The sequence below is a fragment of the Edaphobacter sp. genome, from assembly GCF_028283685.1.
Classification (GTDB): domain Bacteria; phylum Acidobacteriota; class Terriglobia; order Terriglobales; family Acidobacteriaceae; genus Edaphobacter.
Genome location: NZ_JAPWKF010000004.1, coordinates 42891 through 65793, shown reverse-complemented (window position 1 = coordinate 65793; position 22903 = coordinate 42891). Strand labels below are relative to the sequence as shown.

Below are 22903 nucleotides of genomic sequence, written 5' to 3'. Positions count from 1 at the left end.
CCCCTTACTGCCCTGCCGGAGCAGCATAGCCGCGCTCGCGCATCCACTTGATGAGCAGATCGGGCCAGATGCTCAGATCGGGATTGGCCTGCGCCAGCCCGGCGCCGTGCGAGCCGTGCTGAAAGAGGTGCATCTCCGCCGGGACACCGGCCTTAATCAGCGCCTCGTAGAACAACACGCTATTCATGACCGGCACCGTCTTGTCATCGGTGGTTGCAAAAAGGAACGTAGGAGGCGTCTCGGGCGTCACCCTCGTCTCCGCCGACATGGATCGTACGAGGGCCGGATCAGGATCGTCCCCCAGCAGGTACTTTCGTGAACCGGTATGAGCGCTCGGGGCCATCAACGTGATGACCGGATAGGCGAGGACAAGAAACTCCGGACGGCTGCTCTCATGGTCGATGGGGTCGGTCGAGTCAGGATGCCCCGCGTCAAACTGCGTTCCTGCCGTCGCGGTCAGATGCCCGCCGGCGGAAAAACCCCACATCCCGACGCGATCCTTGTCGATGCCGTATTCGTCCGCATGAGCCCGAACCATACGGATGGCGCGCTGCGCGTCGCCGATCTCAATGGGGTGGTGATACTGCGGTCCCAGGCGATAGCGCAGCACGAAGGCGGCGACGCCGTGCTGGTTCAACCAACGCGCAACGGCAAAGCCCTCTTTCTCCATCGCGAGGTGCTGATAGCCACCACCAGGAGCAACGACCACCCCGGTCTTCGTCGGGTTGGGAACAGTGGGAAGAAAGACAAACAGAGCAGGCTTATCGGTATCCTCCGTCCCCAGCGCGCCGGGGGCGCCGGTGGGCCACAACATGATCGGTTCCGGCGGAGCAGACGTCGATAATGCGGGTTGCTGGGCAGCAAGCGGAAGCGCCAGAAGGGCCAGTACGCAGAGGATCTTCGTGAAGCACAGCATTGTCAAAACCACCTCATCTCAGGTGCCACCACTGTATAAAATTTTGACGATTGTATGAAATCGGCCACCCTATGCGACCGCCGTCAAACATCACCATGAACATCCAGAAGTGCCACCTCGCGGTAGAGCACATCTTCTGCCTCGCGGCAGAGCATCTCCCAGCCGCTATGGCGTGAAGTCCACTTCGACCGGCTCGATCAGCGGCACAAGCCAAACCAGCAATTCCTGATGAACCGGGTGGGCATTGTAGGCCTCAAAGGCCTCCTTGTCGGGAAACTTCATCACGCCGCCCAGTTCGTATCCCTGTGACCGTGGTGAGGTATTCTCGCCGGCATAGGTCTCAAGCAGGCCGGGAATCTGCCCCTGTAGCGCTCGAATGGCTGCAAGAGCCTGCTTCTTTTGCTCAGTCGTAACATCGGGCTTCCAGCGAAACGCAAACATGTGAATGAACATGCCAGTTAGTGTAACGACATCGCTTTAGAATGGTGGCTGACGCAAGACCAGGAGAGGTGACATGTCCAGAACCCGGTCGACCATGGTGGAGCTAGGAACCGTCGCTCCTCCCTTCGAGCTGCCTGATACCATAACGGGAAAGGCCGTCGGTCGTGACGATGTCGCTGCCGACAGCATGGGAATGCTGGTGATGTTCCTCTGCGTCCACTGCCCTTATGTGAAGCACGTTGAAGAGGAGCTTGCGAAGATCGGCCGCGAGTACGGTGACCGCATCGGCGTCGTAGCGATCTCCTCGAACGACATCGTGGCTCATCCCGAAGACTCGCCTGTGGAGATGAAGAAGCAGGCTGAGCGTCTGGGCTTCACCTTCCCCTATCTTTACGATGAGACGCAGGAGGTGGCACGCGAGTACGACGCCGCCTGCACGCCCGATCTCTTTCTCTTCGACCAGGAGATGAAACTGGTCTATCGCGGACAGCTTGATGACAGCCGTCCGCGCCGCAAGGATTTTGGCAACGATATCCCGATAACAGGCAAAGACCTGCGGGCCGCCATCAATGCAGTGCTAACGGGAAAACGCCCCGATCCGAACCAGAAGTTCGCCGTCGGGTGCAACATCAAATGGAAGGAATAGGAAAACAATTATGGACATGGTCCTCAAGAAGCTGAAGGACGGCATCCTCCGTTTCCAGACCGGCGTTTATCCCGCGCAAGCCGAGATGTATCAGAAGGCGGCCAGTGAACCGCAGCAGCCCCAGGCTCTCGTAGTTACCTGTGCCGATTCGCGCATCGACCCGGAGTTGGTCACACAGTCAGGCCCGGGAGAGATCTTCGTCACCCGCAACATAGGAAACCTCGTTCCCGCCTACGGCGAAATGCTGGGAGGCGTCAGTGCCGTCATCGAATATGCGGTCAGCGCTCTGAAAGTGAAGCACGTGGCCATCTGCGGCCACAGCGACTGCGGCGCGATGAAGGCGTTGTTGAACCCGGCCAGCCTTGAGTCGATGGCAACAGTCAAGAGCTGGATGCGCAACGCCGAAGCGGCTCTCAGCGTCGCCAACTCCCTCAACGAAGACGGTGAAGATGGCTATGCCAAGCTCAGGCGGCTGACCGAAGAAAACGTCCTGCTGCAGCTGCAGCATCTACGCACGCACCCCTCGGTCGCAGGCGCCATCGCCCGCGAGGAGCTGACCCTCTCCGGCTGGGTCTACGACATCGGCACCGGACAGGTGCGCATCTCGGAGAACGGCCAGCGCTCCTTCGTCCCCGTAGCTAAGGAAGCCATCGCATGATCGTACCCCGGACGCGGTCTCTCGTCCTGCATACGATCTCCTACGTTGGCCTGCCCCTGCTGGGCCTCCTGGCCTACGACATCCTCGTGGTCGTCGCCTATCGCATGGGTTACCTGCAGTGGGCAGCGTTCGAACAGATTCCGCTCTCGCTGTTCGGCTCGGTGATTGGTGTCATTCTTGCCTTCCGCAATACCTCTTCGTACGCGCGCTGGTGGGAGGCGCGTACGTTGTGGGGCTCCATCGTCAACAACTCGCGCAGCTGGGGCCGCCTGGTGACCACCACCATGCGCACAGGGCCACAGAACAACGCCGGGTTTGCAGAGCAGCAAAACAAGCTGGTGTATCTGCAGATCGCCTGGGTCCATGCGCTGCGTCAGCATCTGCGCAAGCTCGACCCTCTTGCCGACATCACCAATGTTCTTCCAGAGAACGAGATCGCCGCTCTCAAGGGGCAGAACAATGTCCCCGCCGCGATCCAGCAGAAGCAATCGCTGCTGCTGCGGGAGAGCCTGGACAACGGCTGGATCGACATGGCGCAGTGGCATGCCATGAACCAGAGCCTCGACGATCTGGTCGATGCGCAGGGCGGCGCAGAGCGCATCAAGAACACACCGATGCCTCGCCAGTACGACTATCTGCCGCAGCTCTGCGCGCAGATGTTCTGCTTCCTGCTGCCCTTGACCATGGTCTCCAGCCTGGGATGGTTTACGCCGCTAGGCTCCACGCTGGTGGGCTTCATCTTCCTCACGCTCGACAAGATCGGCCGCGATCTCGAAGACCCCTTCGACAACACCATCCACGACATCCCGTTGACGTCGATCACGCGCATCATCGAGATCAACTTGCGCCAGATGCTGGGTGAAAAGGATGTTCCGCAACCGACGCAGCCGGTCGACGACATTCTCTGGTAACTAAAGCCATCGCATGCGCCGCAGCAGGAAGAGCAGCAGCGCGGTGCATGCGATCACCATCATTCCCACATACAGCGCACCATGCGGCGACTCCTCGAATGGCAGCCCCTTGAGGTTCATGCCGTAGATGCCGGAGATCGCCAGCGCGGGCAGCGCGATTGTTCCCAGCACCGTCAGCACCTTCATCACATCGTTGGTCCGGTTCGACACCGAGGAGAGGTAGATGTCGAGCGTGTTGTTCAGCAGGTCGCGCTGCGTCTCCACCGAGTCCAACAACCGCGCCACGTGATCGTAGATGTCGCGCACGTACATCTGATGTTCCGCATCGATGATCGTATTCGGATCGCGTTGCAGATGGAGGCAGGCATCGCGCGTGTTCACCAGCACGCGGCGCAGATCAATCAGCTCGCGCTTGATGCCGAAGACCTTGCTGAGGATCTCAGGAGAAGGATGGTCGAAGACTGAATCTTCCAGGCCGTCGATCCTCTCGTCGAAGTGGTCGATGGCGGGAAAGTAGAGATCGACGATGGTGTCGAGGATCAGGTACAGCAGTCGAGATGGATGCTCGTCATCGCCGTCGCGCCGCGCGCGCTCAAGCGCCTCCGACGTCGCGGGGCACTCCGGTTCGGTGATGGTGATGAGGAAGTCCTTGCCCGCAAAGATGTCGATGGTGCTGAATGCAGGCATCTGCTCGCCCGGCGCATCGGGGTCAGGCGTCAGGTAGACCGGCTTCAGAACGGCAAAGGTGTAGTTTGTGCCGGAGTCGACCTTGACGCCCTCATCGTCACTCCGCGCATCTTCAATGTGCAGCGGGTGAAGGCTGTACTGGCGGGCCAGTTCATCGAGTCGCGAGTCGTGCGCGTTGCTAAGCTGATACCAGGGCATAAGCGTTGTCCTTCCATCTGCCTTGCGTCCATCCTAGATGCTGAAACGTCTATCGCCATATAACCAATTCATTACCAGGAAGTGAGGACCCCGCCTGATGCTGAGCCGCTATCGTGCATCTGTGTCCCTTTTGTCTGCCGCTGCCCTGCAGCTCTGCTTCACCGTGACGTTGCCGGCACAGGCTCCCTCCGCCACGACGTACGATCCGGTAAAGACCTTCGCGCCATTCACCATGCCCGATCCAGTCAACATCTACCGCTCGAGCAACGGTGCGCCCGGGCCCGGCTACTGGCAGAACGAGGCCGACTACGACCTGCACCCGACCATCGACACCGCGGCCAAGCAGCTGAGCGCGACCGAGACCATCACCTACACCAATAACAGCCCGGATGTACTGACCAGCCTGTGGCTTCACGTCGAGCAGAATACCTACCGCAAAGATGCGCGTTCGCGACTGGCCGCAGGGTCTGCTCCGCGTGGCCGCCGTGCGGTCCAGGAGAACGGCCCGCGCCCCTCCTCCGACGGAACCGTCTTCGAATCTGTCGAGATCGAGTCCGGCAAGCAGCGCACCAAGGCCGACTTCCTCATCTCCGACACGCGCATGCAGATCCGGCTCGCAGAACCGCTGAAACCGAAGGGCGGGGTGGTGAAGATCCACATCAAGTACCACTACCAGATCCCCGGCGAATGGGGTGGCCGCAACTCATGGGGCATGTCGAAGCAGGGCGAGATCTACGACACGGCGCAGTGGTATCCGCGCATGTGCGTCTATGACGACCTGCGCGGCTGGGACACGCTTCCCTACCTCGGCAGCGAGTTCTACCTGGAATACGGACACTTCGACTACTACGTCACCGTGCCGTCGAGCTTCATCGTCGCCGGCTCCGGTGAGCTGGTAAATCCGAAAGAGGTTCTGACCGCGCAGGAGATCTCCCGCCTGGAGCAGGCGAAGAACAGCGATGCCACCGTCTACATCGTCAAGCCCGAAGAGGTCGGCAAGCCCGAAAGCCGCCCGAAGCACGATGGCACGCTTACCTGGCACTTCCACATGGACAAGACCCGCGACGTCGCCTTCAGCGCTTCGCCCGTCTTCGTGTGGGACGCGGCGAAGATCAACCTACCCGAGGGCAAGAAGTCGCTGGCGATGAGCGTCTATCCGCCGGAGAGCGTAGGCGACGACGCGTGGACGAAGTCGACCGAATACGTGAAGAACTCCGTCGAGAACTTCTCGAAGCGCTGGTACCCGTATCCTTATCCCGCAGCGATCAACGTCGCAGGCTTCTCTACGGGCATGGAATATCCGGGCATCGTCTTCGACGGCATTCCGGACAAGGGCGCGTTCCTCTTCTGGGTGACCGCGCACGAGATCGGCCACGACTGGTTCCCGATGATCGTCGGCTCCAACGAGCGCCGCAATGCCTTTATGGATGAAGGCTTCAACACCTTCATCGACATCTTCGAATCGGACGAATACGCCGGCGGCAAGTACGGCCCCAAGCGTGACAGCGAGTACTCGGCGGGCGGCAATCCGTCGGACATGATCCTCAAGGTGATCGATGATCCCGCGGCACCGCCGGTGTTGTTCCAGGCCGATGGCTATCCAGGCCGCCTCGGCCATCCAGTGAGCTACTTCAAGGGCGCATACGGCAACGTGCTTCTGCGCGAGCAGATCCTCGGACCGGAACGCTTCGACTGGGCCTTCCGCAAATACATCCGCGACTGGGCCTTCAAGCATCCCTCTCCGTCCGACTTCTTCCGCGCCATGCAGAGCGAGGGCGGCGAGGAGCTTGGCTGGTTCTGGCGCGGCTGGTACCAGAACAACTGGAAGCTCGACCTCGCCGTGGAAAAGATCGACGGCGCCACAATGACCATCGTCAACAAACAGCAACTCGTGCTTCCCGCAACCGTCGAGGTGAAGTTCAAGGACGGAACCTCGGAGCGCTTCCGCCTGCCGTGGGAGACGTGGCTGAGCAAGGGGGAGTACGTCTGGTCGTCGGATACCAAGAAGCCGATCGCGTCGGTCACCATCGACCCCGATCACACTCTGCCGGATGATGATCGCAGCAACAATACGAAATCAGCCGAATAACTATTGATCGTCTTCAATCGTGGCCTGTTCTGGATCGTCCTCTTCGACCCAGCGCAGGCCACAGTTGCTGCAATGCCATGACTCGGAGCCCCGCGGCATCGGAAGATGGAACAGGTACAACGAAATAAGAGCGGCCTTCCTTCCCTGCCGCTCCCACGCGATCTCGACTGAATCACAACGCGGACAATGAGGCTGTCTGAAGATCTGAAGACCGGCCGCCTGAATCGTCTCCGGAATTGGCTGCGAAAGCACCGCCTCTGCCGCATCGACGTCCGCAGCGCCAACCTGAAGCCGTATGCCTCCGATCAAGTTGGACATCTGCCAGTCAAGACGAACCAGATTCTCGTCTTTCAGAAAGCAGAAGATTCCCGCTGACTCAACAACACCGCGAGCGACAATGGCTTCTGAAAGATCGCGGTATCTGCGAATGGTCACCAGATCGCGATAGTCCACGCTGTCAGCGTCGATCGCCGTCATAGACGACGTGAGATCGAGCCCTCTTCGCGCAAGTTCATCTGCCAGAGAGGTCTTCGCCTCATCGAGAAGCGACTCCTGGTCCTCTGCAACGGCAAGCAGTTCCGAATCAGACAACTGCCTGTAACGATCCGCAAAGCCGGAGAAACTCATGGGCTGGATGATACCAGCGCACCAACCAGCTAGCCCTCGTGGACGACCTTGCCCATGCCCTTTTCGATGTTCCGCACCTGGCCGTCGCGCATATGGATGATGCGGTCGGCGATCTGGGCGGCCTCAGGGTTGTGCGTAATCATCAGCACCGTCTGATTCAGCTCGCGGCTGGACTGGTGCAGCATGCCGAGGACAGCATCGGAGTTCTTCGTATCAAGATTTCCGGTCGGCTCATCGGCCAGCACAATCGAGGGACGCGAGATCAGCGCCCGCGCGATGGCGACGCGCTGCTGCTCGCCTCCGGAGAGCTCGTTCGGGCGATGATCCAACCGCCCGCTGATGCCCAGCAGATCGGAGAGGTGCGTGAGCAGCTGCTTATCGAGAGGCTTCTTTTCGCTGCTACCCAAGTTGGCAATATCGTGCGCTATCTCGATATTGCCAATCGCCGAAAGCGTCGGCAGCAGATTGAACTTCTGGAAGATGAAGCCGATCTTGGCGCGGCGCAGGCGGGTACGCTCCAGGTCGGAGAGCCGGGAGAAATCAGCGCCATCAATCGACAGGGAGCCGCTGCTGGGCGAGGTCAGTCCACCCAGGACATAAAACAGCGTCGACTTGCCGGACCCTGACGGGCCAACGATGGCAACAAATTCGCCGGGATGCACAGAGAAGCTGACACTCCGCAGTGCAGGCACTTCCAGCTTGCCGGAGCGGTACGTCTTACCGAGGTTTTCCGCGATGATGATGGGCCGAGATGAGCTATCGGCGGCGGAAGGGGTCGAAGTGGAGGATGCGTTAGTCGCCATGAGCTTCTTTGAGTTTATCGTGAGTAAGGGACAGGCATGCATATGATGAGGTTTTTGCTGGTGTTGCTGGTCGGCTGGACGGCCATCGGCGTGGTCGGTATCACGGTATCGTTCGTGAACCAGGAACGAACGAAGGCCCTGAAAAACCTTGGCTGGATGATCGGTATCTGGGTCGTCTACCTTGGTGCACTTCTGGGGACGTCACTCCACCAACCGCAGCGTCGTCTTGCGCCTGGCACCCCGCAGTGCTTTGGCAACATGTGTTTTAGCGTCGCCGGGACGGAAGAGCTGCCAGGCTACCTGATGCACCAGGGCCGGCTGCTGCGGGTGAAGATCATCATTCAGAACCGCGGGACGACACCGAAGAACGAGTCCGGCATCCAGGCCTACCTGGTTGACCAGCAGGGACAGCGTTGGACGGAGGTTCCTGGACTGACCGGCAATCGTCTCGACGCGCGCGTCCAGCCCGGAGCGACCGTGATCAGTGAGCCTGTCTTCAAACTGCCTGCAGATGTTCAACCCCAGGGCCTGATCTTCGGCCATGGCAGGTTCTATTCAGGCATTCTCACCATCGGCGATTCGGAGAGCCTGCTGCATCGTCCGACAATCGCCTTACTCCACAGATAAGCAAAGACAACCAACGGATTTCGCCCCGCTATCGACAGCCGTAAGCGCGATCATCGATGGTCTTTGGAAGCCGAGTCAAAGTGTCCACGATCCTGCCTTCGCGGCTTCTAAACCGGAGTTCCCGCGCGCGCCAGCGAGTAAAGCGTGACGCTTCCGAGAAAGCTGATCTCCATGCGCAGCATCACGATCTGGCTCAGGTCCACCGCATCGGAAGCATTCGTCCTGCAGCTGCATAGATCTGCCAGCGCCAGATGTGAAGATCGCGTGAGCTCAAGCCCCGCCTCCACGATGGCGGCATAAAGATCCATGATCGACCGCAGCTGTGTCTCAACCTTTAATTCCATCGTGCTGGCGGAGAGGCTCCTGCGCTCGAAGACCCACGCTCCGCCGTCGGCCAGTGCCGTCAGCAGCGTCGGCAGCACACCATCGCGGTCGTCATAGCTGAAGCTCTGAATTTCGAGCGGCTGCATAAAATTGATCTCGCCTCGTTTATCGACGTTCCATCGCCTGTCATGGACATCTATCGGAGACTCCTGGTTGAAGCGTGATTGTCATACGCGGTACGGTGGTCATGTGACCCTAGTTTGATCGGGATGAGGAGCATCGCATGGTTCTGGGTATCGGAACGGATCTCATCGAGATCAGCCGCATCGAGGAGAGCATCGTCCAGTTCGGCCAGCGATTCCTCGACCGGATTTTTACCCCCGGCGAGATCGCCTACTGCCAGCAGAAGAAGAAGCACTCTGGCGAAAGCTTCGCCGCCCGCTTCGCCGCCAAGGAGGCCGGTGCCAAGGCCCTGGGTACGGGAATCAGCCGCGGCGTCAGCTGGAAGGAGCTGGAGGTCCGCCGTCTGCCCGGCCAGCGCCCCACGCTGCACCTGGCAGGCCGCGCGGCGGAACGAGCTGCCTCCATGGGGATCAACCGGCTCTCCCTCAGTCTTACGCACAGCCGCGATGTCGCCATGGCCGTCGTCATCGCAGAAGACTGATTCGACCTCCGGCTTTTTCTTCCATCATTCTCAGAAACCAGATGGTGTCTCCGCGCATCCATACAGTCATGCCCACAGAAGCAGGCTGACTGAAGCCTCTAAGTCCTGTTCTGTCAGGGCACTGCGAACGATCCCCGGCTTTCAGCCGGCCTGTAGTCCGGCAGATGAAACCGCACTGCCGTCATGTATTCTCAACTGTGCAGGACATCCTTCGTGCTCCCAGGAGAGCCTCGCAGGTGCCGACGGAGCCAACCTCCGTCAGACGATGACTTTCAAGGAGAGCTATGCCAAGTCAGCAGGAGGTTCGATGGTCACAATTAAAGGTCGGCGTCATCGTCGTCGTCGCGGCCGTAATTCTCGTGACACTGCTGTTCCTGATGACCAGTTCGGCCGGCCTTGGCATCCTGTCGCGTAAGCTGACGGTCTATACCTATTTTGAGAATTCGGCCGGCCTGAAGCCTGGCGCTCCCGTGAATCTGCAGGGAGTTACGGTGGGAACGGTGAAGACCGTCACCGTCATCAACATGCCCGACCGCAAGCTGACCCCGGTGCAGGTCGTCATGAAGCTGAACGAGAAGTATGCTGAAGAGCTCAAGAAGGACTCCAAGGCCTCGCTGACCACCATCGGCGTCCTCGGCGACACCGTGGTCGACATCAACAGCCAGTTTGCCGTGGGGCCTCCGCTGCGTGATGGAGACGAGCTGAAGACGCTCGAGACCCCCAGCATCACCGACGTGGTCAAGGCGAGCCAGGGCACCATCGAGAGCCTCAACGTCATCCTCGCCAAGATGAATACGATCGTGGACAACATGCAGTCGGGCAAGGGCTCCATCGGCCAGCTCATCAATAATCCCGATCTCTACAACAAGCTCAATGGCACCGTCGATCAGCTGCATACCCTGACGGTGAACCTGAACAAGGGCAAGGGCTCCATCGGCAAGCTGGTCAGCGACGACACCCTCTATATCCGCCTGAACGACACCATCGCCAAGCTCGACAACATCGCCACCGATCTCGATAAGGGCAACGGCTCCGCCGGAAAGCTGCTCAAGGACCCCTCACTGTTCGACAACCTGAATTCGACCCTGAAGCATGCCAACTCGCTGATGGCTGAGGCTGACGCGGGCAGGGGCGGAATTGGCCTGCTGCTGAAGGACCAGCGCTTCCGCGATCAGCTGAACGACACCTTCGGCCAGGTCAATCACCTGGTCACCGGAATCAATCAGGGCCATGGCACATTGGGCAAACTCGCGACCGACGACTCGCTGCACACCAACATGAACAACCTGCTGACCAACAGCTCCGACCTGGTGACGGCGATCCGCAAGGACCCCAAGAAGTATCTGACCATCCACCTCAAAATCTTCTGAGGACGATTCCAGCACACTTGCAGGCCGGGGAGCGCTCCCCGGCCTTTTCTCTTTGTGACGAATGGCACCAGGGCGGGACAGATATCGTCGTCGCCCCCGCTCTTATCTTTCCTTCCACCACCGCGGCAGGTTAGTTTAAGAGACCTAACCCCAGCCAGAGGGATATCTTTCCCCATTTGAGGAGTGCCATGAATGTCTCACTGCTGAAGTCCCTTGCCGCGGCTTCGCTGCTCACCATCGCCATGTCCCCGTCCTATGCCGAAGACCCATCCGGTCCGGCATCGGTGCCCAAGAAGCCGATCATCTTCGATCTCTCCGCCATCGATAAGACCGCCGATCCCTGCACCGACTTCTACCAGTACGCCTGCGGCAACTGGAAGAAGAACAATCCGATTCCCGGCGACCAGACGCGCTGGGGTCGTTTCAACGAGCTGGCTGAGTACAACAACTACCTGCTCTACTCCGATCTGAAGTCGGCTGCGGATGCTCCGAAGACGCCGCTGCAGAAGAAGTACGGCGACTACTTTGCCGCCTGCATGAACGTCTCGCTCGCCGACCAGCTCGGAGCCAAGCCGATTCAGCCGATCCTCGCTACCATTGCAGGCTGGAACGACCGCAAGAAGCTGGCAGCGCTCTTCGGCACCACGGAAGCTCAATATTCCACCGGCTACCTCTTCGACTTCAGCTCTGATCAGGACCAGAAGGACGCCACCAAGCAGATCGGCGAGATCGACCAGGCCGGACTCGGGCTTCCGGATCGCAGCTACTACCTTGAGCAGGATGAGCGCTCGAAGAAGCTTCGCGAGCAGTACCTCGAACACATCACGAAGATGTTCACCCTCGTCGGCGACAGCCCGGAGCAGGCGGCAAAAGAGGCCCAGCACGCCCTCGATATTGAGACCGCGCTGGCGCAGGGTTCAATGTCGCGCGTCGACCGCCGCGTTCCGGCCAATGTCTACCACATCATGACCATCGCCGAACTGCAGTCGCTGACGCCGGACTTCGACTGGACCGTCTACCTGAGCGCTAAGAAGCAGGGCTCGCTTCAGACGCTCAACGTCGCAACGCCTGACTTCTTCAAGACGATGAACCAGCAGATCGCCACCGCCGACCTCGACGCACTGAAGAGCTATATGCGCTGGCACACCATTCATCGGTTCGCCGCGAACCTGAGCGCCCCCTTCGTCACGGAGAACTTCAACTTCTACGCCGCCACGCTGGCTGGCCAGAAGGAGCTGTCCCCCCGCTGGAAGCGCTGCACCGCAGCAACCGACCGCGCGCTCGGCGAGGCCGTAGGACAGGACTGGGTCGCCAAGAACTTTCCTCCCGCCGCCAAGGACAACATGGAGAAGCTGGTCAAGGCGCTCGAGACCGCTCTGGCCTATGACATCAAGAACCTCGACTGGATGAGCGACACCACCAAGGTCGAGGCCCAGAAGAAGCTCGACGCCTTCCGCGACAAGATCGGCTATCCCGACAAGTGGCGCGACTACACCTCCGTCACCATCAAGCGCAACGATCCCGTCGGCAATGCGCAGCAGGTGATGGCCTTCAACGATCGCCGCGATCTCGCCAAGATCGGCAAGCCCGTCGATGAGAAGGAGTGGTCGATGACTCCTCCAACAGTCAACGCCTACTACAGTCCCGGCAAGAACGATATCAACTTCCCTGCCGGCATCCTGCAGCCGCCGTTCTATGACTTCAAGGCCGACACGGCAGTGAATTTTGGCGGCATCGGCGTCGTGATCGGTCACGAGATGACCCACGGCTTCGACGACCAGGGCAGCCAGTTCGACCCGCAGGGCAACGTGCGCATGTGGTGGACCGACGAAGACCGCAAGAAGTTCGACGAGCGCACCGACTGTGAAGTCAAGGAGTATTCCAGCTTCGAGGTTGCACCGGGACAGAAGCTGAATGGCAAGCTGACCCTAGGCGAGAACACGGCGGACAACGGCGGTCTCCGCATCGCCTACAAGGCGCTGATGGACACGCTGGCCGAACAGGGGGCATCACCTGCCACGGAAGTCGACGGTTACACCGCTGCACAGCGGTTTTTCCTGGGATTTGGCCAGGTCTGGTGCGAAAACACGACCGAGCAGGCCGCCCGGCTGCGCGCCAAGACCGATCCGCACTCCTCCGGCCACTGGCGCACCGACGGTAGCGTGCAGAACTTTGAGGAGTTCGGAAAGGCATTTGGCTGCAAGGTCGGACAGCCGATGATGCCGGCCAACGCCTGCCACGTCTGGTAGCCGGAAGCCGCAAAACAGGGTGGGCAGGGAGAGAGCGTCTCCCTGCCCACTTTTCCCTTTTAAGCCCCGGCGCCGTTCCTTCCGGCAGCCACGGCATGGAAGCCCTACGATTCCATGCCCCGATGGTGGCACAAAGTCTCCTCACCTTCTACAATATGCGAAGGAATCTATCCCTACAGAATTGCTCGCGACAGGCGGTGCGTTTCAGCACCAGCGAGGATTAAGGAAGCGCATGAGGTTTAGCAGGATTGGCCGGTTCTCTTTGGCCTTGGCAGTGTCCGTTGCATTGGGTCTGGGCATGACAGCGTGCGGTGGCGGTACGATCGGCTATATCTGGGTGCTCGGTACCCAGTACAACCAGATCGGCGGCTTCAAGGTCGACAACTTCACCGGTAATCTGACGGCGGTTGTGAACTCGCCTTTCAGCTCCAACGGCACCGATCCGGTGGCGCTGGTTCTTAAGCCGGGTGGCCGTTACCTCTATGTGGTCAACAAAGGCAACACCTCGACGGCCGGCAACATCTCGCTGTTCAGCGTGGGTGGCGACGGCGTTCTGACCTTCCAGCAGTCCTATACCAGCCGTGGTTCCACCCCGGTCTGGGCTGCGGTTGACAGCACGGGAACATTTCTCTATGTCCTCGACAGTCTTTATCCCGACACCCCCGCGTATCCCAATCCCGACGGGCTTGGCGATATTACGGTCTTCCAGATCGACTCGACCACGGGCCGTCTGCAGCTGGTCCCCAATCAACAGATCAAGGACTCCAACCAGACGCAGCTGACCTTCTTCCCCGTCGGAGCCAAGCCGCTGATGATGCGCGTCACCAATGGCTGCGTGCTCACGGTTAATTCCGGCGATCAGACGGTCTTCCCCTATGCCGTCGGAACCAGTGGCCAGCTGACGCTGACTGCGAACTCGACCATCACCACGGGCGCTGGCAAAATCACCTCAATCAGCACCAACGGCAGCTACGTGTATCTGACGGATGCAGCAGCAACCAGCGATAGCGCTGGCGGCCGCATCCTGCCCTACACGGTAACGGCTTCGACCTGCGCTCTGAACGTTCTGACCGGCGGACCGGTAAACAACCTTCCGCTCACGTCGAACCCGGTCTACTCCTTTACCGACAACAAGCAGAAGACGCTCTACGTGCTGAACCGCTCCTCGACGGACTCGACCAACGAGACCAGCTCGATCTCGGCCTTCACGATCGATCCGACGACCGGAAAGCTCTCTGCCCTGGGTACCGGCGGCAGTGCAGCGGCGGGCAACCCCTACTCAGTTGGTTCGGGACCGGTCTGCATGGTCGAAGACACCAGTAACCAGTACGTCTACACCTCCAACAACGTCGATTCGACCCTTACGGGCTTCCGGATCGACTCCAACTCCGGCGAGTTGCGCAACATGACTCGCAGTTCGACCTTCCCGACCGTGGGGCAGCCTACCTGCCTGACGCTCAGCGGAAGCATCAACTAGTTGGCGTTGGAGCAGCAGGAAAACTAAGCCGGCCAGCGTCAAGCTGGCCGGCAACTGAATTGGCATCGGGGTAAGAGAAGCGCATGACGTTGAAGACGATGGGCCGTGGAGCGATAGCTTCGGTGGTGTCCGTGGCAATGGGGCTCGGCCTGACGGCGTGCGGCCGTGACTATACCGTAGGTTACCTCTACAACACCTCCGGCCAGAACGCCACTGGCTTTGTGAATGGTTACAAGATCGACTACCAGCAGGGATATCTCGTCCAGCTGGCAAACTCCCCCATCTCTTCCGGCGGTAGATACCCGATTACCGTGATCGCCTCGCCAGATCATCTCAGCATTTACGTCGTGAACCGCGACGACTCGAATGTGGTCCACTTCCTGATCGGAACCGACGGCAAGATCTATCCGCAGAAGACATATACGATTACGGGAAGCTTCGCCACCGATGCTTCCATCGACGCCTCAGGCAAGTTCCTGTACGTCACCTTTACCTACCAGAACGCCGGCACCCAGCAGCTCTACACTGCGGCAAACCCTGGACCTGGCGGCCTCTCGATCTTCCCGATCAGCTCTGACGGTTCGCTTGGATCGCCTACGACCTATAACCTGGGTCGCGCTCCGGTCAAAGTCGCGGCAAACAACCCCAATCACTTTGTTTACGTGATCGGACAGGACACCGCCACTTCAGCAAATCTTTTTGGCTTCTCGCAGGACACCACCACAGGCGCATTGACTGCCCTTCCCGGCATCACGATCAACTCCGGCAACGTCGCCTCGACGGGCTTCGATTCGGGCGTTCTGCCGAACGGCATCATCGTCGACGCGGCAGGAAGTCATCTCTACGTAACGGATAAGACCTCGAACACGGTTCTGGGCTACAGCATCGCCTCCAACGGCGTTCCCAGCCTGATCGGCAGCGCCACGACAGGTAACCAGCCTGCCGGCATGACCATCGATTCGACTGGAAAGTATCTGTACGTCGCAAGCTACGCCGATGGCGCCGTCAATGGATACACCTTCTCCTCAAACGGCGCACCAGTCGTCTCGACGACATCGTCAAGCACACAGGCAGGTACGGGAACGACCTGCGTGACCACGATGAATGCTCCGTCCACGGGAGATCCGTCACACGCCGTTTATCTCTATGCCTCCAATCAGCTGAGCAACAACATTACCGGCACCCAGATGTCGCAGACGGACGGAAGCCTGAGCCAGATTCAGCATTCTCCCTTTGGGGCCAACACGTTACCTACCTGCCTGGTCGCAGTTCCGGCAGTGCCGGGACGATAACTGCCCCTCAGGGTGCGAAGATAGTTTAGGAATGGCGGGGATACCGCCAGGATGAAGGAAACCGATGAGTTTGACAGGAAGAATCCTTGGGTTAATGCCGAAGAATCAGGTGCAGGCGATGCGTGCTGCGTCGGCTGTACTGTTGAGCGGCGTGCTGGGTCTTACCGCTTGCACGCGCGACTACACCGTTGCGTATGTCTATGCCACCGCCTCCTCGAACGGCGCCAATGGCGTCATTAACGAATACGCCGTCTCTTATCAGTCCGGCGCGCTCGTTGCACTGCCCGGCTCCCCCGTTTCGACTGGAGTCAACCCGGTCTCCATTGAGACCACCTCCAATGGACTCTTCGCCTACGTGATCAACCAGGATGACTCGACGGTGCAGATGTTTGCTGTCGGCTCCGGCGGTCAGCTGAGCTCGAAGGGAACCTACGCGACCGGCACGAAACCGACCGCACTGGCCCTCGACGCAGCGAACAAGTTCCTCTACGTGACCTACACCTACCAGCCCGGATATTCCGCATCGAATACAGGCCCCGGTGGTATCTCGATCTTCCCGATCAACGCGGACAACACGCTGGGTACGCCGACGAACCTCAACATCGGCAATGGCCCGGCCGGTATCGTTACGACGAACTTCAATAACTACGTCTATGTGATCGACGCAGAGTCTGCGGTTGGATCCGCCTCTCCTTACGGCGTCCTGCTGGCGTTCTCTGAGAACGCGACCTCCGGCGCGCTGACGGCTATCGGATCGACCAAGATCAGCACCGATGCCTCTGGCCGTACGGTGGCTTCCGGCTACGGCGCAGGAACGGTTCCCAGCAGCATCGCCGTCGATCCGCAGGCGCGTTTCCTGTACATCACGGACCGCTCGACCAACCAGCTCTACGGCAACGTCGTTCTCGCCGGCGGCCTGATCCAGCCGATGCAGAACTCGCCGTTCGCGACGGGCCTGTTGCCGGTCAATGTGACCGTCGACCCACGCGGCAAGTTCCTCTATGTCGCGAACTATAACTCGAACACCGTCACGGCCTACGTGATTGACCAGTCCACTGGCGCCACCAGCGGCACCGCAACGGCGAACTCCACGACCGTTGGTACGGGTCCGAGCTGCATTTCTATCGAGCCCGCGCTCGGTATCTACATGTACACAGCGAACAATCTCGACAACACCACCACCGGCCTGAAGCTGACCGCCAACAACGGTACCGTGGCTGCCACGCAGAACTCACCGTACCCGGCGAGTGGAGCACCGACCTGCATCGCAACGGTCGCCAACGGCTCGCACGCAAGCCAGGTCATCAATCCCTAGGTTTTACTCAAACCTGAATAAGAACCCCCGCTTCGGCGGGGGTTCTTATTTTGCCGCTGACATCCCGGCCGGACGTTGAACAAGCAGAGCATCCCTTGCAGAGAAAGGCAGAGGGCGCAGGATGTGATCTCAAATCAGGCAGCCAATAGAACGCGCCCGTTTTGCCAGCCTCACTCAGGCAATTCGAAGCAGGCGAAATATCCTGCCTTATATACGGAAGACCGTCTTGCATGGGAGCTGAACGCATCTCCAAGATGAGGTTGGCTCGCTTGGGAGGCTGGTTCTCTATGCCTGGGAGCTCTGCCGGCGGGATGTCGGCGGAAAGCGATTGAGGATCATCTTGCGAACCGGGTTCTCGAAGAAGCGATAGACAACGACCGAGAGAACGATCAGCGCAACATACGAGACCCAGGGATCGAGCCATGCGACATGCAGCCGCTGCGGCAGCTTGTAACGGTGGATCAGGTTGAAGACGTTGAAATGCAGGAGATAGAGGCAGTAGGTGCTCTCTCCGATCAGCAGCAGAGGCCCCCACGCAAACACCCTCGAAATCGCATGTTCCCCGCATAGCCCAAAGACCAGCAGGGAAAACAGAGGCAACAGGAGGCCGCCATGAAGCGCGAGATAAGGTACCTGGCCAGCCTCCAGGTAGAAGAACAAGCCCAGCCCCAGCAGGGCCACTGCCGCCAGCAGCATGCGAACCCGGGGCGTGACTTCGACCTTCAGCTGCAGTCGCGATAGCGTTACGCCAGAGAGAAACGTGGCGGCATAGGGAATCGGCGTGTACTTCAGCCAGCGTACGAGTGTGGTCGAGGTGTACCTGTCGACCGGAGCGCTGAGATGATCCGGATTGGTCAGAAGATAGATCACAGCGGGCAGCAGGTCGATCACCCAGAGCACACCGAGAAGCATGACAAGCCGCGAAGGTTTTTTAGGCCACGGTGCACGAATGATCCAGGGAAACGCTGCGTAGAAGGCGACCTCGCACGAAAGCGTCCAGGCAACGGTGTTCCAGAACGTTGCAAGCGAAGGACTCCACCCCTGCAGCAGCAGAGGGCTCAGAATCAGCCCCTGGAAGAACTCCTGGCGAGATCGCGCCTCCCATTCCATCTGCAGCATGGGTAGTGAGATCAGCAGCACCAGCAGATAGACCGGGTAAAGGCGGGCAAATCGCGCCATCCAGAAATCACGCTTGACGAGGCTGGTGCCACGATCGAAGTAGTTGTACGAGAGGATGAAGCCTGAGATCAGGAAGAAGACGTTGACGAAGACAAAGCCATGCTCGACAAACGGTCTGAATGGCCCGAGGTATGGCGGGGTGAAGTGAAACAGAACGATGTTTAAAGCCAGCAGCGTCCGGATACCCGTTAGAGCAGGTAGTGAAGGCTTGCGGGCAGATTTGGCTGCTGGCGGAGATATCGTCGAAGACACTGGAGCTACGTCCTGCATATCCTGACGAGATTTCAACTCAGTTTGCCGCGTTGCATTCACCCTATGCCCTCAGGCGGTCACCAGCGAGCCGATCTTATCCCCGGAGACCACGCTCGCGATATTGCCCTGCTCCCGCATGCTGAAGACCATCATCGGCATATTGTTGTCCCGGCAGAGGGATACGGCCGCTGTGTCCATCACACCAAGATTCAGCCGCAGAATATCGTTATACGTAATCTGTTCGAAGCGCGTAGCGTCCGGAACCTTCTTGGGGTCGGCAGAATAAATCCCATCCACGGAGGTCGCCTTCAGCAGGATGTCTGCCTTGATCTCCATCGCGCGAAGAGCAGCTGCCGTGTCCGTCGAGAAGTATGGATTTCCCGTTCCCGCCGCGAAGATCACGATCCTGTCTTTCTCCAGGTGACGAATCGCGCGGCGGCGAATATAGGGCTCGGAGACCTGATGCATCTCGATTGCGCTCATTACGCGACAGAAGATGCCTCGTTTTTCGATGGCATCCTGCAACGCAATGGCATTGATAACGGTCGAGAGCATTCCCATGTGGTCTGCTGCGACACGATCCATATCGATGGCCTGCTGGGCAACACCACGAAAGAAGTTTCCTCCCCCCACGACGATGCCGATCTGGCAACCAAATGAATGGATGTTTGCCAGTTCTTCAGCGACCTTGTGAATAAAGACGGCGTCGATTCCGAAGCCTCGGCCAGCAGCCAGGGCCTCTCCCGAGATCTTGAGGAGGACTCGTTTATACATGTCAGGCTCTAGTATCGCATGGCGCCCCGTGGTCTCCGAAAGCCTATCGGCAGCAAAATGGACGCCATCGTGTCGCACGCGACAAAGCACAGAAAAGGCCGGGAGATTGAATCTCCCGGCCTCGGTTATCGCGACCTGGTCGACGCTACCACTGCAGCAGCAGCAGTTCGGAGCAGAAGGCAGGCCCCATGGCGCCAATCATGCTGTAGCAACCCGGACTTCCAGGACGGTTGAGAAGAAAGTCCTGCATCACAGTCAGGACGGAAGCGGACGATAGATTCCCTCGCTGGCGAAGGCTGTTCCAGGAAGCTGCGAGGGCATGCGGAGGAAGTCCGAGGCTACTCTCCATCGCTTTGAGAACCTTCGGTCCTCCGCTATGGAAGATGAAACTGCAGATGTTTCCCATGCCCAATTCATTGTCCGAGAGAAAATCTTCTACAGTTCCACGAAGCTCGTTGCTGACGAGATCAGGAACCTCTGCCGAGAGAACGATATTGAAGCCGGTTTGATTGATATTCCACCCCATCAAATGCTCGGTATCGGGATAGAAGGTCGACCGGGTGTCAACGACGCGAGGGCACGGGTCCTCGACACTGGTTGGCTTCTGGGCCAGCGGGGTCTCTTCTCCCGCGAGCACGACTGCCGCTGCCCCATCTCCAAAGAGGCCGCATGCGACCAGGTTGGCCATGGAGCTGTCGTTCTCCTGCCATGTCAGCGAGCAGAGCTCGACAGACAAAAGGATGGCGTACTGCTTCGGGAAGGCCCGCACATAATCGATGGCGCGGGAGATTCCAGCCGCTCCTGCAACGCAACCAAGGCCGAAGATCGGGGTGCGTTTGATGTCCTTCGGGAAACCCATCAGGTTGACGAGACGGGCGTCGATGCTCGGGCAAGCGATGCCAGTCACCGAGGTGAAGAAGATCGCAGAGATGTCGCCCGGTTCGAGGCCAACCTGATCGAGGGCCTTTTGAATCGCCTGCTGGCCGAGTTCGACGGCTCCTTTAATCCACAGATCGTTGGCCGTTCCGAAGCTTGTGAGAGTTCCCAGAGTATCGAGGGGGAACATAATGTGGCGGTAATCAACACCGCAATTTTCGTGGAGCCGATTCATAATCGCAGGAATCTCCAGCTTGTCCTGCATCTTTTCTTTTAAAGCTTCGGTGATGTCAGCCTGAGGATAACGGTGGGGAGGAAATGCTGTGCCTACGGATGCGATACGCATGGATCAAAAACCTCTTGGGGAGATAGGGGGTACATCGCTGAAGTAGACAGCTCAGGCATCAGCAACTGGATTGGCAGGAGTAATACACCGCAATCGGTAGGGGGCTTGGAGATCAGCCTCTATCTCAACCGAGTAATGCGAAGGGTTATATGACTAGTATAGAGAAAATGGGTTGCCTGTCACTGCAACTAATTTCCTAGTCATTTCCCAGTCTTTATTATTGCTCTTTGAGCAGACTATTGATATAGGGAATTTTCCAGGCCGTCAAATCGCAAGGCCCACCCTCCTGCAACTGCGGCCAGAGATGGCAGTTGAAGCATCTGCCAAATCCGGCTCAGAAGTTACTTTGGAGGGGACCCAGGCAGATTGAGGACTTTCAGAGAATCTGGTCCCGGGTTTCAACGATGGAATAGAGACAGGACAAGAGCCATATCCGACTCTTGCCCTGGATGGAAGAGGAATTTTAGGCGTTGAGGCGACGACGTGCGAGCCCAACAATACCCAGAAGGCCCGATCCGAGCAGAGCAAGCGAAGCAGGCTCTGGTATCGGAGATGCTGTAGCCGCAGTCGAAGCCGAAAAGGACGTAAGAGTGGCTAACGGCTGATTGGCAACATATTGCGATGTGAACGAGAATGTAGCAGGTCCCGAGGTGCCGCTCAGCGAACCTGTTGCAGTGAAGAAGCCATCACCAGTAACGGCAAGGCAGGTGCTTCCACTCGTGCAACCGTTCGTTCCATTGTTGGTATAGCCCGCGTTGTAGTCCGTCATGTTGAACGTAAAGGTCGTTCCTCCTCCGGTCGTCGTAAAGAGAGGAACGTAGCCCGACGTGTAGGGTGGGTTTGGAGGAGTATTTGGTCCATCGTTATACGGAAGTGCACCCGAAAGAAAAATAATCGGAGTTCCGTCCGATAAATAGGACGCGAAAGTGCCGCCGATTGCTCCGGCAACCTGTGCGCTATCGAATGTAATGGTCGATGGGGTGAATGAATCCGTTCCAGTAGCTGAGAAGTAGCCACTGATCGCATCACCACGGGCTGCGGATGCACAACCAGCGGCGAGTAAGGACACTACAAGAATGCGTTTAAGCATGGAGATCTCCAGTCAGGAAGTTCTTGCGAGCTTCCAAGGCGTGCAAAAATCTGACCCGAATGATGACCCGTAAGAAGAGTACGCCCTCTTCGCAGAACCTGTAATCAAGAATCAGCATTTTTTTTATGACGCAAACTCACGTCTTTGCCGACTTAGCTCGAATGGAGTATTCCGTCGCCTGTTGGCCACCGTAAGCAATTTAGAATCAACCACCGCTCCGGTTAGAGGTTGATTTGCTCCTCAAAACGCTGCTAACCGGGTAACGCCGCTCATCGCGCCGACAGCCAAAAAAAATGAGCCCGGACAGTTGCCCAAGCTCATTGTCCTTCCGGATTTCAATCCTATGTCAATGCCTGTCGGAATCAACACGACAGCTAAACCCTGCTCTTTCGCCCGGGGAAGCAAAGCAGAATGAATCCCCGACGAAGGCTGATCGGCGCGCTACGAAGAAGACAGCGTAGCTACTGAGGCTTTGTTGCATCCCCGGCTTTCTGCTTCGCCCGACTGGCATCATCCTTGGTCTCCATTTTGGTTTCCTTGGCACGGTTCTTGGCCTTGGTCTCTGTATGCGAGTCCGGACTGAAGACCTTCTTGGCGCCTTCCTCGGTGCGGTCATAGGCTTTTACCGATGTTTCCTTGGTTTTATCGACGGCGACCGTGCCGCCTTCCTTGGTCTTGTCGGTAGCTTTGACAGTGCCCTTCTTCACGCCGGAGCCAGTCTTTTTAGCTGCGCTCTTTGTATCACTGCCGGCAGTCTTCATGTCCTGGCCGGCGGTCTGTGCCGATGCAATAGCCGGCGAAAGTATGAGCGTCAGTGCAATCGCGGGAACGAGAGAAGCTGCGTATTTAATTTTCATACCCTTATTAGTTGAGAAGTCAGGGAAATGGTTGTCTTGTCTCGCAGCGTTCGTTCGCCCGAAAATGAACGCTACAGTAAGCCTTTATTTCCCAACAATTGATCAGCCCCCCACAGCTGATAGTTGAGCAACAAATTGGCGCATAAACACCTTTTTGGGAAGAGTTGGCTTAGCCCAACGCTCATGGTAGCGAAAGCGCAAAGAAGAGCCCGGGCGATTGCCCGGGCTCTTCTTT

22 protein-coding genes are annotated in these 22903 nt (G+C 58.6%); 11 read left to right on the top strand and 11 right to left on the bottom strand.

What is annotated here, in order from left to right:
* Positions 1–4: 4 nt before the first annotated feature.
* Together PW789_RS05260 and PW789_RS05255 are read right to left on the bottom strand one after the other, a co-directional pair.
* The gene (locus PW789_RS05260; RefSeq protein WP_299373513.1) at positions 5–916 is read right to left on the bottom strand and encodes an alpha/beta hydrolase; all 912 of its coding nucleotides are present in this window, start codon (positions 914–916) and stop codon (positions 5–7) included.
* Positions 917–1081: 165 nt separating this feature from the next.
* Positions 1082–1357 (bottom strand): Dabb family protein, encoded by a 276-nt coding sequence (locus PW789_RS05255; RefSeq protein WP_299372498.1) that lies wholly within the window; start codon positions 1355–1357, stop codon positions 1082–1084.
* A 73-nt stretch (positions 1358–1430) separates the two neighbouring features.
* On the opposite strand from PW789_RS05255, the gene PW789_RS05250 reads away from it, so the two are divergent.
* Genes PW789_RS05250 through PW789_RS05240 form a run of 3 tightly spaced genes read left to right on the top strand, consistent with a single transcriptional unit; the run spans position 1431 to position 3572 of the window.
* Positions 1431–2003 carry a thioredoxin family protein gene (locus PW789_RS05250; RefSeq protein WP_299372495.1) on the top strand — a complete coding sequence of 191 codons (573 nt, stop codon included), beginning with the start codon at positions 1431–1433 and terminating at the stop codon, positions 2001–2003.
* Positions 2004–2013: 10 nt separating this feature from the next.
* Positions 2014–2661 carry a carbonic anhydrase gene (locus PW789_RS05245; protein WP_299372492.1) on the top strand — a complete coding sequence of 216 codons (648 nt, stop codon included), beginning with the start codon at positions 2014–2016 and terminating at the stop codon, positions 2659–2661.
* Positions 2658–3572 carry a bestrophin family protein gene (locus PW789_RS05240; RefSeq protein WP_299372489.1) on the top strand — a complete coding sequence of 305 codons (915 nt, stop codon included), beginning with the start codon at positions 2658–2660 and terminating at the stop codon, positions 3570–3572. Before PW789_RS05245 ends, PW789_RS05240 begins: the two co-directional genes overlap by 4 nt.
* On the opposite strand, the gene PW789_RS05235 is transcribed toward PW789_RS05240, so the two are convergent.
* A complete protein-coding gene (locus PW789_RS05235; protein ID WP_299372486.1) occupies positions 3573–4457 on the bottom strand; it encodes a magnesium transporter CorA family protein in 885 nt (294 codons plus the stop codon).
* A gap of 97 nt (positions 4458–4554) precedes the next feature.
* Here PW789_RS05235 and PW789_RS05230 point away from each other — a divergent pair, with 97 nt between their 5' ends.
* Positions 4555–6546, top strand: a complete 1992-nt coding sequence (locus PW789_RS05230) for a M1 family metallopeptidase (RefSeq protein WP_299372483.1) — start codon at positions 4555–4557, stop codon at positions 6544–6546.
* On the opposite strand, the gene PW789_RS05225 is transcribed toward PW789_RS05230, so the two are convergent.
* Both PW789_RS05225 and PW789_RS05220 read right to left on the bottom strand, forming a co-directional pair.
* Positions 6547–7173, bottom strand: a complete 627-nt coding sequence (locus PW789_RS05225) for a DUF2007 domain-containing protein (RefSeq protein ID WP_299372481.1) — start codon at positions 7171–7173, stop codon at positions 6547–6549. It abuts the gene before it with no gap.
* A gap of 29 nt (positions 7174–7202) precedes the next feature.
* Positions 7203–7976, bottom strand: a complete 774-nt coding sequence (locus tag PW789_RS05220; protein WP_299372478.1) for an ABC transporter ATP-binding protein — start codon at positions 7974–7976, stop codon at positions 7203–7205.
* A 42-nt stretch (positions 7977–8018) separates the two neighbouring features.
* On the opposite strand from PW789_RS05220, the gene PW789_RS05215 reads away from it, so the two are divergent.
* Positions 8019–8603 (top strand): hypothetical protein, encoded by a 585-nt coding sequence (locus PW789_RS05215; RefSeq protein ID WP_299372475.1) that lies wholly within the window; start codon positions 8019–8021, stop codon positions 8601–8603.
* A 107-nt stretch (positions 8604–8710) separates the two neighbouring features.
* Here the strand turns inward: PW789_RS05215 and PW789_RS05210 are convergent, their stop codons facing one another.
* Positions 8711–9073: a hypothetical protein gene (locus PW789_RS05210; RefSeq protein WP_299372472.1), complete on the bottom strand. Its 363-nt coding sequence runs from the start codon at positions 9071–9073 to the stop codon at positions 8711–8713.
* A 137-nt stretch (positions 9074–9210) separates the two neighbouring features.
* On the opposite strand from PW789_RS05210, the gene PW789_RS05205 reads away from it, so the two are divergent.
* From PW789_RS05205 to PW789_RS05180, 6 genes are all read left to right on the top strand, one after another.
* Entirely contained in the window at positions 9211–9591 is a 381-nt protein-coding gene (locus PW789_RS05205) for a holo-ACP synthase (RefSeq protein WP_299372469.1), read from the top strand.
* A 284-nt stretch (positions 9592–9875) separates the two neighbouring features.
* Positions 9876–10961 carry an MlaD family protein gene (locus tag PW789_RS05200; RefSeq protein ID WP_299372466.1) on the top strand — a complete coding sequence of 362 codons (1086 nt, stop codon included), beginning with the start codon at positions 9876–9878 and terminating at the stop codon, positions 10959–10961.
* A gap of 188 nt (positions 10962–11149) precedes the next feature.
* Complete coding sequence (locus tag PW789_RS05195; protein WP_299372463.1) at positions 11150–13210, top strand: M13 family metallopeptidase; 2061 nt, start codon at positions 11150–11152, stop codon at positions 13208–13210.
* Positions 13211–13472: 262 nt separating this feature from the next.
* Complete coding sequence (locus tag PW789_RS05190) at positions 13473–14687, top strand: beta-propeller fold lactonase family protein (RefSeq protein ID WP_299372460.1); 1215 nt, start codon at positions 13473–13475, stop codon at positions 14685–14687.
* A gap of 83 nt (positions 14688–14770) precedes the next feature.
* Positions 14771–15979 (top strand): beta-propeller fold lactonase family protein, encoded by a 1209-nt coding sequence (locus PW789_RS05185; RefSeq protein WP_299372457.1) that lies wholly within the window; start codon positions 14771–14773, stop codon positions 15977–15979.
* A 94-nt stretch (positions 15980–16073) separates the two neighbouring features.
* Positions 16074–17294 carry a beta-propeller fold lactonase family protein gene (locus PW789_RS05180; protein WP_299372454.1) on the top strand — a complete coding sequence of 407 codons (1221 nt, stop codon included), beginning with the start codon at positions 16074–16076 and terminating at the stop codon, positions 17292–17294.
* Between the two features lie 285 nt (positions 17295–17579).
* Here the strand turns inward: PW789_RS05180 and PW789_RS05175 are convergent, their stop codons facing one another.
* From PW789_RS05175 to PW789_RS05155, 5 genes are all read right to left on the bottom strand, one after another.
* Complete coding sequence (locus PW789_RS05175) at positions 17580–18725, bottom strand: acyltransferase (protein ID WP_299372451.1); 1146 nt, start codon at positions 18723–18725, stop codon at positions 17580–17582.
* Positions 18726–18794: 69 nt separating this feature from the next.
* Positions 18795–19499: a UMP kinase gene (gene pyrH / locus PW789_RS05170; RefSeq protein ID WP_299372448.1), complete on the bottom strand. Its 705-nt coding sequence runs from the start codon at positions 19497–19499 to the stop codon at positions 18795–18797.
* 145 nt (positions 19500–19644) lie between these two features.
* Complete coding sequence (locus PW789_RS05165; protein ID WP_299372445.1) at positions 19645–20721, bottom strand: type III polyketide synthase; 1077 nt, start codon at positions 20719–20721, stop codon at positions 19645–19647.
* A 463-nt stretch (positions 20722–21184) separates the two neighbouring features.
* Positions 21185–21811 (bottom strand): PEP-CTERM sorting domain-containing protein, encoded by a 627-nt coding sequence (locus tag PW789_RS05160; RefSeq protein WP_299372442.1) that lies wholly within the window; start codon positions 21809–21811, stop codon positions 21185–21187.
* A gap of 461 nt (positions 21812–22272) precedes the next feature.
* The gene (locus PW789_RS05155; protein WP_299372439.1) at positions 22273–22668 is read right to left on the bottom strand and encodes a hypothetical protein; all 396 of its coding nucleotides are present in this window, start codon (positions 22666–22668) and stop codon (positions 22273–22275) included.
* Between the last annotated feature and the right edge of the window lie 235 nt (positions 22669–22903).